At 67.0% G+C, this 11,191-nt stretch carries 16 protein-coding genes and 1 pseudogene; 10 read left to right on the top strand and 7 right to left on the bottom strand.

The window, feature by feature from the left end; translation table 11 throughout:
* The 4 genes from ISO4_RS16255 to ISO4_RS16240 all read left to right on the top strand — a co-directional run.
* A partial coding sequence (locus ISO4_RS16255) for a DNA polymerase III subunit gamma/tau C-terminal domain-containing protein (protein WP_323745402.1) occupies positions 1–572 on the top strand: 572 nt, incomplete at its 5' end.
* 12 nt (positions 573–584) lie between these two features.
* Positions 585–902, top strand: coding sequence for a YbaB/EbfC family nucleoid-associated protein (locus tag ISO4_RS16250; protein ID WP_067612862.1), 318 nt, complete (start codon positions 585–587; stop codon positions 900–902).
* On the top strand, positions 899–1,501 hold the full coding sequence (gene recR, locus ISO4_RS16245; RefSeq protein WP_142949664.1) for a recombination mediator RecR: 603 nt from the start codon (positions 899–901) through the stop codon (positions 1,499–1,501). Before ISO4_RS16250 ends, recR begins: the two co-directional genes overlap by 4 nt.
* 166 nt (positions 1,502–1,667) lie before the next feature.
* Positions 1,668–2,774 carry an acyl-CoA dehydrogenase family protein gene (locus ISO4_RS16240; RefSeq protein ID WP_142949676.1) on the top strand — a complete coding sequence of 369 codons (1,107 nt, stop codon included), beginning with the start codon at positions 1,668–1,670 and terminating at the stop codon, positions 2,772–2,774.
* Between the two features lie 9 nt (positions 2,775–2,783).
* Here the strand turns inward: ISO4_RS16240 and ISO4_RS16235 are convergent, their stop codons facing one another.
* Positions 2,784–3,782, bottom strand: coding sequence for a putative solute-binding protein (locus tag ISO4_RS16235; protein WP_194856901.1), 999 nt, complete (start codon positions 3,780–3,782; stop codon positions 2,784–2,786).
* A gap of 143 nt (positions 3,783–3,925) precedes the next feature.
* Positions 3,926–4,855 carry a lipase family alpha/beta hydrolase gene (locus tag ISO4_RS16230; protein ID WP_228548204.1) on the bottom strand — a complete coding sequence of 310 codons (930 nt, stop codon included), beginning with the start codon at positions 4,853–4,855 and terminating at the stop codon, positions 3,926–3,928.
* A gap of 166 nt (positions 4,856–5,021) precedes the next feature.
* On the opposite strand from ISO4_RS16230, the gene ISO4_RS17185 reads away from it, so the two are divergent.
* Positions 5,022–6,017 carry a lipase secretion chaperone gene (locus ISO4_RS17185; RefSeq protein WP_194856900.1) on the top strand — a complete coding sequence of 332 codons (996 nt, stop codon included), beginning with the start codon at positions 5,022–5,024 and terminating at the stop codon, positions 6,015–6,017.
* Positions 6,018–6,020: 3 nt separating this feature from the next.
* On the opposite strand, the gene gpmA is transcribed toward ISO4_RS17185, so the two are convergent.
* Positions 6,021–6,767, bottom strand: coding sequence for a 2,3-diphosphoglycerate-dependent phosphoglycerate mutase (gpmA, locus tag ISO4_RS16220; RefSeq protein ID WP_194856899.1), 747 nt, complete (start codon positions 6,765–6,767; stop codon positions 6,021–6,023).
* Positions 6,768–6,923: 156 nt separating this feature from the next.
* On the opposite strand from gpmA, the gene rnd reads away from it, so the two are divergent.
* Genes rnd through ISO4_RS16195 form a run of 5 tightly spaced genes read left to right on the top strand, consistent with a single transcriptional unit; the run spans position 6,924 to position 9,545 of the window.
* Positions 6,924–7,997, top strand: a complete 1,074-nt coding sequence (gene rnd / locus ISO4_RS16215; RefSeq protein ID WP_142949668.1) for a ribonuclease D — start codon at positions 6,924–6,926, stop codon at positions 7,995–7,997.
* Positions 7,994–8,308 (top strand): YcgL domain-containing protein, encoded by a 315-nt coding sequence (locus ISO4_RS16210; RefSeq protein WP_142949669.1) that lies wholly within the window; start codon positions 7,994–7,996, stop codon positions 8,306–8,308. The genes rnd and ISO4_RS16210 overlap by 4 nt, the downstream gene beginning before the upstream one ends.
* Positions 8,301–8,738: a YcgN family cysteine cluster protein gene (locus ISO4_RS16205; protein WP_142949670.1), complete on the top strand. Its 438-nt coding sequence runs from the start codon at positions 8,301–8,303 to the stop codon at positions 8,736–8,738. Before ISO4_RS16210 ends, ISO4_RS16205 begins: the two co-directional genes overlap by 8 nt.
* A 9-nt stretch (positions 8,739–8,747) precedes the next feature.
* The gene (locus tag ISO4_RS16200) at positions 8,748–9,095 is read left to right on the top strand and encodes a hypothetical protein (RefSeq protein WP_255442598.1); all 348 of its coding nucleotides are present in this window, start codon (positions 8,748–8,750) and stop codon (positions 9,093–9,095) included.
* Positions 9,096–9,545 (top strand): HIT family protein, encoded by a 450-nt coding sequence (locus ISO4_RS16195; protein ID WP_142949672.1) that lies wholly within the window; start codon positions 9,096–9,098, stop codon positions 9,543–9,545.
* 12 nt (positions 9,546–9,557) lie between these two features.
* Here ISO4_RS16195 and ISO4_RS16190 read toward each other — a convergent pair whose 3' ends face one another.
* The 4 genes and pseudogenes from ISO4_RS16190 to ISO4_RS16175 form a co-directional block, all read right to left on the bottom strand.
* Positions 9,558–10,316 carry a class I SAM-dependent methyltransferase gene (locus ISO4_RS16190; protein WP_194856898.1) on the bottom strand — a complete coding sequence of 253 codons (759 nt, stop codon included), beginning with the start codon at positions 10,314–10,316 and terminating at the stop codon, positions 9,558–9,560.
* A complete protein-coding gene (locus tag ISO4_RS16185; RefSeq protein WP_142949674.1) occupies positions 10,297–10,656 on the bottom strand; it encodes a PilZ domain-containing protein in 360 nt (119 codons plus the stop codon). Before ISO4_RS16185 ends, ISO4_RS16190 begins: the two co-directional genes overlap by 20 nt.
* A 20-nt stretch (positions 10,657–10,676) precedes the next feature.
* On the bottom strand, positions 10,677–10,829 hold the full coding sequence (locus tag ISO4_RS16180; protein ID WP_185956954.1) for a hypothetical protein: 153 nt from the start codon (positions 10,827–10,829) through the stop codon (positions 10,677–10,679).
* A gap of 88 nt (positions 10,830–10,917) precedes the next feature.
* Positions 10,918–11,191 (bottom strand): annotated as a pseudogene (locus ISO4_RS16175) (long-chain-acyl-CoA synthetase); the annotation flags it as partial.

Genomic DNA, 11,191 nt, shown 5'->3' with positions numbered 1-11,191 from the left:
TGCCGCCGGCTGAGCGCGCGCCCGCCGAAGCCCCGGCTGCGCGCGGAGAGTCGTCGGCCACGTCATCCGCGCCCGCCCCGGCGCCGGCCTCCGAACCGGAGCCCGTGTCCGAGCCCGAGCCGCAGGCCGAGCCCACGCCAATGCCGCTGGCGGAGCCGGAATCCGATCAGGACGTGGGCTCCTGGTGGGCCGCCCTGGTGGAGCGCCTGCCGCTGGACGGCGCGGCGCGCAACCTGGCCCGCAACACGGTGCTGGCGGCCCGCCAGGAGAACCAGTGGACCCTGCGCCTGAGCACCGGCCACCAGGTGCTGGTGAACCCGGAGCGTACCCAGGAACTGGCCGGCGCCCTCAGCGACTATTTTCAGCGCCGTATCCGGCTCAATCTGGAATACGACGCCGACGCCGGCGACACCCCCGAGGCCATCGACCAGGAGCGCCGCCGGGTGCGGCTGGAGGAAGCGCGCGGCGCCTTGCTGGAAGACCGCACCGTGCAGACCCTGATTCAGCAGTTCAACGCCCGGCTGGATGAAAGCAGCATCCAGCCCCGGGACCACGACCAACCCACCGATTGAAAAAGGTGCGTCATGGATTTCGATATGAACAACCTTCTCCAGCAGGCACAGCAGATGCAGGAGAAGATGAAGAAAGCCCAGGAAGAGGCCGCCAACGCGGAAGTCACCGGTGAAGCCGGCGCCGGCCTGGTGAAGGTGGTCATGAACGGCCGCCACGACGTGAAGAATGTGTCCCTGGATCCGAGCCTGATGAGCGAAGACAAGGAAATGCTGGAAGACCTGCTGGCGGCGGCGGTCAACGACGCGGTGCGCCGGGTGGAAAGCAGCCAGAAAGACATGATGAAGGGCATGACCGACGGCTTCCCCTTCCCGCCGGGGTTCAAGCCGTGAAGCACACTCCCCTGGTGGAGAAACTGATCCAGTCGTTCACCTGCCTGCCCGGGGTGGGGCCGCGCTCCGCCCAGCGCATGGCCTACGCGCTGCTGGAACGGGGCCGTGACGACGGCCGCGGCCTGGCGGCGGCGCTGAACGCGGCCATGGACGGCGTTAAACAGTGCCGCCGCTGCCGCAACTACGCCGAGCAGGAGCTGTGCCCGGTCTGCCAGGACCCGCGTCGCGACCCGGGCCTGGTGTGCATCGTCGCCTCGCCGGCGGACGTGCTGGCGGTGGAGCAATCGGCGGAATACCGGGGCCACTATTTCGTGCTGATGGGCGAGCTGTCGCCGCTGGACGGCGTCGGCCCCCGCGAGCTGGGCCTGGACGTGCTGGAGGCGCGCCTCAACGAAGGCCAGATCCAGGAGCTGATCCTGGCCACCGGTACCACCGTGGAAGGCGAGGCCACCGCGCACTACGTGCTGGACCTGGCCCGGGAAGCGGGCGTCAGCGTCACCCGCATCGCCCAGGGCGTGCCCATGGGCGGCGACCTGGAATTCGTCGACGGCGCCACCCTGGCCCAGGCCCTGCGCGGCCGCCGGCCGTTTTCTTCCTGACCCCTTCCTGAACTGCGCGGGCGGCGCCCGCGTGTCCCTTGCGGTTGCCTTGCTGCTTTTCTTCCACGGGGCTACCATGCGAACCAAGCAAGCGCTTGGTTTATGACGCTCGATACAATAAGGAGATCCCGTGCCTGAACTGTCTTATTTCGACGATACCCATCGCATGGTCCGCGACACCGTGCGCAGCTTCGTTCAGCGTGAAATTCTGCCCTACGTGAACGATTGGGAAGAAGCCGGGGAATTCCCCCGCGAGCTTTACAAGAAGGCGGCGGACGCCGGCATTCTCGGCATCGGCGCACCGGAGAAATGGGGCGGCAGCGGCGAAGACGTGTTCATGAAAGTGGCCGCCTGCGAAGAGATGGTGCGCTGCACCTCCGGCGGCGTGGGCGCCAGCCTGGGGTCGCTGGATATCGGCCTGCCGCCGGTCTGGAAATGGGGCTCGGAAGCGCTGCAGGAAAAAGTGGTGCCGCCGGTACTGGCCGGCGACAAGATCGCCGCGCTGGCGGTCACCGAGCCGGGCGGCGGCTCGGACGTGGCCAACCTGCGCACCCGCGCCGTGCGTGACGGCGACCACTATGTGGTCAACGGCAGCAAGACCTTCATTACCAGCGGCGTGCGCGCCGACTATTACACCGTGGCGGTGCGCACCGGCGACCCCGGCTTCGGCGGCATCTCGCTGCTGCTGGTGGAGAAGGACACCCCCGGCTTCACCGTCGGCCGCAAGCTCAAGAAGATGGGCTGGTGGGCGTCCGACACCGCCGAGCTGTTCTTCGAGGATTGCCGGGTGCCGGCGGAAAACCTGATCGGCGCGGAGAACGGCGGCTTTTTCTGCATCATGAGCAACTTCCAGATGGAGCGCCTGATTCTCGCGGTCACCGCCAACATGACCGCCCAGGTCGCCCTGGACGAAGCCATGGCCTATGCCCGTGAGCGCGAGGCGTTCGGCCGCCCGATCGCCGGCTTCCAGGTGACCCGCCACAAGCTGGCGGAAATGGCCACCCAGGTGGCGGTGAGCCGGGAGTTCACCTATCGGGTGGCGGCGCGGCTGGCCAACGGCGAGGATTGCGTGCTGGACGTGTCCATGGCCAAGAACCAGGCCACCCAGTGCGCCGACCGGGTCACCTGGGATGCGGTGCAGATCTTCGGCGGCGCCGGCTATATGCGCGGCACCGTAGTGGAGCGGCTGTTCCGCGACAACCGCATTCTCTCTATCGGCGGCGGCACCTACGAGATCATGAACGAGGTGATCGCCAAGCGTCTGGGGCTGTAAGCCGCCGGTTCAGCCGCCGGTGCATTCGGCCCGGGAGCTGTTCAGTTTGCAGCGCACTTTGCGCAGCAGGTCGAGCATGTCCGGATCGTAGTGGCCCTCGTTACGCATCTGGTCGCGGGCGTCCTGCATCATGACTTCGTATTCCTGCTTGTCCTTGGCGGGGATGTCCACCCACCACTTGTCGTCCACCACCGACGCTTCCCGTTCCACCTGCTCCAGCACCTGGTCGAGACTGTTGTAGAAGTACTCCCGTGAGGTCTGGGCCATTTCCTCGGGGAAGCGGTCGGCCTTGGCGATCAGCTGGATTGAGAGCTGCACCAGCGGGTAGTCGATGATGCCGCCGTCCGGTTCCAGGCCCTTGTAGAGTTCCAGCACGTTGTAGGCCACCAGCGGGGCGGCGATCACATCCACCACGCCGTTGTTGAACTTGCCGGCGAAATTGGTGATGTCCGAGGGCACCGGCGTGGCGCCGGCGGCGGCCACCAGCTTGGCCTGGGTGGGGTCGTAGTCGAGCACCGCCACTTTTTTGCCGGCCGCCTTGGCCAGGGTGTTCACGCGCCGGTCGTTGACGAAGATGTAGGCGGCGCCGATCGGCGCGATGCCCATGACTTCATAGGAGTTGGCGGTCAGCTTGTCGGCGCTGTTGGGGTGCGCCAGTACCTGCAGGGCGATCTTCATGTGTTCCATGGTGGGAATGGCGCCGATGGAATCCAGGGTGCCCGCGTAGGTGTTGAACTGGCGCGCGCGGATACCGGTCATCAGGGCGGCGTCACACACCCCGGCCTTGAGGTCTTCCGCGACCACCGATTCGTTGGTGTACACCTTCAGATTGGCGTCCAGCCCCCAGTTCATGGCTTCGGTGCGCCAATCCTGCATGGCGGCCATGGTGGGGCCGACCTTGCCGGCGATGTCGAAGACGCAGATGTCCCGTTCGATGGTTTCCGCCGTGGCCACGGAAGAGGCCAGCAACAGGCCGGAAGCAAGAAACGCTTTGAGGGTTGTTGTCATGATTATGGTCCTTCATAGGAAAAGCTGCCGAGTACCCGATGTTAGAGGGGCGGGGCAAGGACACAAAACCATGGCGCCGGGCGCGCTGAGCGTTTCGGTCCCGCCGTGGCCGGCGGGCGGTTTTTTACCGGTGGCGCCGCCTGTCAGAAGCTGTAGTTCTTCAGGCGGTTGGCCTGCTGGCGATACAGCGTCACCGGGTCGGTGCTCCAGATATCGTGCAGGCCCAGCACCTGGTTGACCTCGTCCAGGTGGTTCATACGGTAGTCGTCGCGGATCACCATGCCCAGATGGCTGGAACAGCTGCTCACCAGGCCGTCGTTCTTTTCGCCCAGGAAGACGATGGAGGTGGCGCCGAGCAGCGCGTCGGACGGATCGAAACCGTTGGTCAGCGGTTTGGCGCCGCTCCAGGAGAAGTAGGACACGCCGTTGCCGGCCTCGCGCTGGCCTTCACCGCAGTATTCGGCGGGCACGCCTTCCGGGTAGAGCTGGTTGAAGGCCAGGGTTTCCTCGGTGGTCAGCGCCTTGAGCGCGGCCATGATGTCCTGCTGGTTGCCGCCGCCGGAGAACAGATCGATCAGCCCGGCCAGGGCGTTGCCCAGATAGCCGATCAGATCGCCGGAGAAGGGCACGTTGTCGGACACGCCCTGCAGCACGTCGGCCATGCGGGCGCCCCAGTTGACGCCGCCCACGCTGCTCACCGAGGCCACCATCTGCGGGTAGACCGAGGCCACGTAGCGGGCGGTGGGGCCGCCGTGGCTGTGGCCGATCAGATTGACCTTGCCGGCGCCGGTGGTGGCGAGGATGTCCTCCACCTGGCGGGCCAGCTGTTCGCCGCGCACCTCGGTGTCCTCGGCGGCGCTGACCTGGGTCACGTAGACCTCGGCGCCGCCCTGGCGCAGTTCCTCGGGGATGCGGTACCAGTAGTCCACGCCGGCGGCGCTGTCGAAGCCGAACAGGCCGTGCACCAGCACGATGGGGTAACGGGTTTCGGTGTAGTCCGCGGTGGTCAGGCCGGGCAGTGACAGAATCGCCAGGGCCATGACCCCTATGAGAGTCCGGGTTAAGGTTTTCATAAGCTTCCCTGATTTTTTTATTGTCGAATGTCTTGGTTCACCGGTCGGTCCTTGTTTTTTATCGACCGGTGGTTTGATGCTAGCCTTACCGCTAGCGGTGGTTCACTAATAAAAAAGTACCAATCCGACTAGCGGTCGACAGGGAACAACGGAACGGAGAACAACAATGAAAGGACCTCTGGCCCTGGCGGCGACCATGTCGTTGCTGGTGGTGACGCTGGCGCTGATGGGCGTGTGGTGGCGGGAAACGCCGTCGGAACCGGCGCCGGCCCGGTCGGGCGCGCCGGCGGCGGACCCGGACGGCGGCGAATCCGAGTTCCAGGACTACGTGGCCCGCGGACGCAAGCTCGGCGAAGAGCCGGCGTCCTGGCGCGGCACCGTGCCCGACGGCGCCCTGCGCGAGGACGAGCGCGGCAATCTGATTGTCTCGGAGGACGTGCGGCGGCGTTTCGATTATTTCCTCTCCGCTCTGGGCGAAGAGGAGCTGAACGTGCTGCGCGGCCGGGTGGCGGCCCACTTGCGGGGCGCGCTTTCGGAGAGGGCGGCCCGCCAGGCGTGGGATCTGTTCGAGCGCTATATCGGTTATCGGTCCGCCCTGCGCGAGCTGGACGAGCACGACGGCAGCGTCGCCGGCATGCGGCAAAGCCTGGAAGAGCGCCGGGCGCTGCGCGACCAGTGGTTCAGCGCCGCCACCCGGGAGGCGTTTTTCGGCTTCCGCGACCGCTACGCGGACTTCGCCTTGCAGCGGCGTGCGCTGTTGGAAAACGAGCAACTCGAGCCGGCCGAGAAACAGGCCCGGCTGGAGGCGCTGGAGGCGGGCCTGCCGGAGGACATGCGCGAGATGGTGCGCGCCTCGCGGCGGCCCTCGGAGGTGGCCGAGGCGGTGCGGCAATTGCGCGAGCAGGGCGCCCCGGAGGCGCGCGTGTATCAGTATCGGGAACAGCGGCTCGGGGCGGAGGCCGCCGAGCGCCTGGGCGAACTGGACCGGCGTCGGGAGGCGTGGCGTGAGCGCTATCAGGCGTACCAGGCACAGCGCCGCGCCATCGAGGACAGCGGCCTGGCGGAGGAAGATCGGGAGGATGCGATCCAGCGCCTGCGCGCGTCGCTGTTCGATGAAGCGGAACAGCGGCGCGTGCGGGCGCTGGATCGGATCGGTGGCTAGTGACTAGCCCTTGGACTGATTGGCCACCGCCTCGGCGGCCTTGGCGGCCGCTTCCTGGTCGCCCAGGTAGTAGTTCTTGATCGGCTTCAGATCGTCGTCCAGCTCATAGACCATGGGAATGCCGGTGGGGATATTGAGCTTGACGATGTCCTCGTCGGAGATGCCGCTCAAATGCTTGACCAGCGCGCGCAGGCTGTTGCCGTGGGCGCAGATCAGCACCTGCTTGCCGGCGCGCACCTGGGGCTCGATCTCCTGCTGGTAGTAGGGCAGGAAACGGTCCACGGTGTCCTTGAGGCTTTCCGACAGCGGAATACGGTTCTCGTCCAGGTCCTTGTAGACGCGCAGACGGCCGGCGTAGCGCTCGTCGTCGCGGTCCATCTTGGGCGGCGGCGTGTCGTAGCTGCGGCGCCAGATCAGCACCTGCTCGTCGCCGTATTTTTCGGCCGTTTCCGCCTTGTTGAGGCCCTGCAGCGCACCGTAGTGGCGCTCGTTGAGACGGTAATCGCGGATCACCGGAATCCACATCTGGTCCATGCCGTCGAGGATGGTCCAGAGGGTGCGGATGGCGCGCTTGAGCACCGAGGTGTAGGCCATATCGAATTCGAAGCCGGCTTCCTTCAGCAACTCGCCGGCCTGGCGGGCTTCCTCGCGGCCTTGATCGGTGAGGTCCACGTCTTTCCAGCCGGTGAAGCGGTTTTCCTTGTTCCAGACGCTCTGGCCGTGGCGGACCAGTACCAATTTGGTGCTCATGGCGGTTTCCTGTGCAACTGACGATTCAGAGGGCGCAAAGGGTAGCAGAAACCGGCGCTGAAATTGAGTGCCGCCGGGCCGTCTCACCGGCACGCGTTTCAGCCGCCGCCCGCGGCCCGTATAATGCCGGCACATTCAGCGACGCAACGGATTCCCATGGCGTACCTTTGGTGCGACAGCACCGACTCCCTGCGGGACTGGGCCGATGGCCTGGCTCCGGATCAGCCGCTTTACCTGGACACCGAGTTCATGCGCGAACGGACCTACTTTCCGCGCCTGGCCCTGGTGCAAGTGCACGACGGCGAGCATATTCGTCTGATCGACACCACCCGGGTGGACCCGCCGGCGCTGGTGCCGTTGTTCGCCGAACGCCCGTTGATCATGCACGCCTGCTCGGAAGACCTGGAGGCGCTGGCGTCGTTCGCCGGCGCTTACCCGGAGCGGGTCCGCGACACCCAGATCGCCGCGGCGCTCACCGGCGAGGACATGCAGGTGGGCTATCAGCGTCTGGTGGAGAACCGCATGGGGGTGAGCCTGGCCAAGGGCGCCACCCGCACCGACTGGCTGAAGCGGCCGCTCAGCGAGGAGCAGTTGCTGTACGCCGAGGACGACGTCAAGTATCTGCCGGAGCTCGCCGAGCAGCTTCAGGCCGAGCTGGAGCGGCTGGGGCGGCTGGACTGGTGGTATGAGGAATGCGCGCGGCTGCGCGACGACGCCCGCCGCCGCGCCGAGCCCCAGGCGGTGTGGCGCCAGGTGAAGGGCGCCGGCCATCTGCAGGGCCGCGAACTGGCGGTGCTGGAAGCGCTCGCCGACTGGCGCGAAGCCACCGCCCGTGAGCGGGACCTGCCCAAGGGCTTCGTGCTGCGCGACAATACCCTGCTGGACCTGAGCCGCGCCGCCGTGCGCGGCCGCGTGGACCTGCAGAAGCTGGGGTTGCACCCGCGCGCCATCCGCCGCGACGGCGACGCGCTGCTGGCGCTGATCGAGCAGGCCGCCAAGGCGGAGCCGCCGGCGCCGCTGCCCGGGCCCCTGGACCCGGAGCAGCGCGGCACGGTGAAGGCGCTGCGCGAGCGGGTAGGGCGGATCGCCGAGGAATTGTCACTGAAACCTGATGTGCTGGTGCGGCGCCGCTGGCTGGAAGCGCTGGTCCGCGATCCCGACGCGCTGCCGGAGCCGCTCACCGGCTGGCGTGAGGAGCTGGTCGCGCGGCCATTGAGAGAGATGCTATGAGTGCTTCAACTCTGCTTAAGGGCAAGCTGTTCTGCTCGATCTACAAGAGCCGCAAGCGCGCGGACATGTATTTGTACGTGCCCCGGGGCAAGGGGCTTCAGGACCTGCCGGAGGCGCTCGCCGAGCAGTTCGGCCCGGGCGTGCACGTCACCGATCTGATTCTGTCGCCGGAGCGCCCGCTGTCCCGCGCCGACGTCAACAAGGTCATGGCCGCCGTGCAGCAGCAGGGCTTTTACCTGCAGATGCCGCCACCGCCGGATCCGGATCTGTATCTGGCCGACGGCCACCCGGACCGCCCGCGCCGTGCGTGAGCGCTTCTGGGAGCTGCCCCTGGAGCAGCTCGACGCCCGTGAGTGGGAGGCCCTGTGCGATGGCTGCGGGCGCTGCTGTCTGGTTAAACTGGAAGACGAGGACAGCGGCGAGGTGGCCTTCACCGACGTGGCCTGTGGTTACCTGGACACCGAACAGTGCCGCTGCCGGGTGTACCCGGAGCGCCATCACTATGTGCCGGATTGTGTTGAGGTCACCGCCGAGGTGGCGCAGCATTTCGACTGGCTGCCCGACACTTGCGCCTACCGCCTGCGCGCCCGGGGCCGGCCGTTGAAAGCCTGGCACCCGTTGCGGTCCGGGCGGGCGGAGTCGGTCCGCGAGGCCGGGGTCAGCGTGGCCGGGCGGGTGGTCAGCGAAACCACGGTGGATGAAGCGGACCTGGAAGAGCGTATTATTCACTGGGTGAACTGAGGAGAGATCGTGACGACGAAAGCCTATTTGTGGGGATGGTTCGCCTATTTGCTCGGCTCGGTGGGCGTGCTGTTCGTGCTCTGGTACATCACCCGGCCGCTGCGCGGCTGGCTGCGGCTGCCGCTGCGCGCCCTGGCGGCGGCGCTGCTGTTGATGCCCTGGCCGGTGTCGCCGAACCACCAGGAATGGGGGCCGGCCTGGGTGGTCAGCCTGTTCGACGGTCTGGCCCGGGAAGACGTGAGCCTGTGGCGTGCCGGCGGACCTCTGCTGGCCGTGTTGTTGCTGGCGCTGTTGTTGGCCGGCGCGGAAATCTGGCGCCAGCGGCGCAAGCAAGATTACCTGCAATCGGAGAACTGAGTGGCTGACTGCGTGTTTTGCCAGATACTGGAGGGGCGCGCCGAGGGCAGCGTGGTCTACCGGGATGAGCGGGCCATCGTGCTGCTGGACCTGTTTCCGGTGCGCGAGGCCCACTGCCTGGTGATTCCGGTGCAGCACCAGCCCCTGCTTCAGGACCTGGAGCCGGACCTCTGCGCCCATCTGTTCGAGCTGGCCCGGCGTACCATTCGTGCGCACAAGCGGGCCGGCCTGGACGTGCTGGCCCACAACGTGATCGTCAACGACGGCCGCGAAGCCAACCAGCACGTGCCCCATGTGCATGTGCACGTGATTCCCCGCCGTGGCGGCGACACCCTGGCCACCGCGCTGACCTGGGGCACGCGCATGATGAACATCTTCGGACTGGCCAAGCGCCGCCGCCGGCTGGACCGCCTGGCCGGCCTGCTCGCCGAGCACTTCCCCGAATCCTGACGGCGCCCGCTTTTATCCGGCCGGTCTTGGTGGCCGCGCGCAGACCCGCAGTTGCAGCGGCCAGCGCACGGTTCTTTCCGCCTCTCCCCAGTGTTCCCGCAGCACCGGCAGGAACGCCGCCAGCGGGTCGTCGCCGTGGTCGCGGGCTTTGACCAGTGCCGACCAGGTATCCAGATAGCCGGCCATGTCCTGCCAGTGCCATTGCCGTTCCAGCGGCATGGGCGGCGGGCCTTCGAGCTCCGGCCAGGGCAGGGTGACGCTTCGGTAGCCCTCGATCACCAGCCAGCGCGCCGCCGGCCACCAGGGTTTCAGGGTGCGGTCGTGGAAGTCCTCGATCAGGCCCTCCAGGCCGGCCACGCTGCACAGTCCATAGCTGATGATCGCCAGCAGCCCCTCGTCGCGCAGCACGCGGGCGCTCTCATGGAAAAAAGCGGGCAGGGGGAACCAGTGCAGCGCCTGCGCCACGGTGATCAGATCGACGCTGTTGTCGGCGACCGGCAAGGCGTCCGCGTGCGCCGCCAGATAATGGCTGGTGCCGGGCGGCGCCGCTTTGAGCTGATCGACACTGACGTCGCCGCCGAGCACGGTGTCGAACCAGGGTTCCAGCGCGCGGCAGGCCTGTCCGCTGCCGCAACCCAGATCCAGGGCGAGACGGTGGCCGGGGCTGTGCTGCGCCAGCCACTGGAACAGGGCGGCGGGGTAGTCGGGGCGGTGGCTCTGGTAGTCGCCGCCGCGGTGAAACAGCGGGCGCTCAGTGTTCGTCGAGGTCATGGTCTTGGTCGAAGCGCGCCGACCAGAACCGGCCGTCACTGCGTTCCAGGTTGAGCGCGATGCCCGCGCGCCATTGTCCCAGCGGCGCGGCGCACCAGGCGATGGTGCCGTACAGATGAAGGCGGCGCTCGTCCCCGGGCAGCGTAATCCACAGTTCCACATCGGTATCCGGCGTGATCGAGTGGGGGAACGCCACCCCCAGGCCGGTTCGGGACACATCCCGGCATAGCAGATGCAGCGACTCCTCGTCCGCCGCCGGCGGATCCCGACGCAGGGTCAGGGACACCCCCCGGGGCGGGTCGCGGCGTGGATGATGACGGTGCTCTTGCTGGGACGACATGGATCACCCGTTCAAATGATTCACCCGTAAATTTGCCGGTCCACCACGTAGGCGGCCCCGGCGATCACCACCGTCACCATAAACAAAAAGCCGAGGAACAGCAGGGCCGGCTTAACGGATTTGGGAAGCGGCTCGGTGGGCCGCTCGCGGTGTCTTGCTTGTGGGTCTTGCATGGTCTGGGCCTTTGCTGGCGGCGCAATAAATACCCTGAAGTATCGGATATTCAGACCCGGGAAGAAACCATCTTGTCGGGCACGGGCTTCAGAAGCGATACCGTCCGGCTTCGATGCCGGCCTGGATCTCCGGCGTGAGGCGCTGGTAGCCGCTCTCGCCGGGCAGCAGCACATAGACCGGGTCGTTGTGCCGGTTCAGATCGTACTTCTCTTCCTTCAGCGTGTTCTTCTGGTGCTTGAAGGTGCCGGTGGTTGCCACGCCGTGGTCGGTGATGCGCAGGACCACCGGGATCGCGTAGGGCGGCAGCTCGCGCTTGAGGTAGCTGCTCAGGGCCGGCCAGTCCACTTCCTCGTGCGGGCGG

The organism is Alloalcanivorax venustensis ISO4 (assembly GCF_015356855.1).
GTDB classification, from domain to species: domain Bacteria; phylum Pseudomonadota; class Gammaproteobacteria; order Pseudomonadales; family Alcanivoracaceae; genus Alloalcanivorax; species Alloalcanivorax venustensis.
The sequence above is the reverse complement of the archived record's forward strand: the minus strand, read 5'-3'. Positions and strand labels throughout refer to the sequence as shown.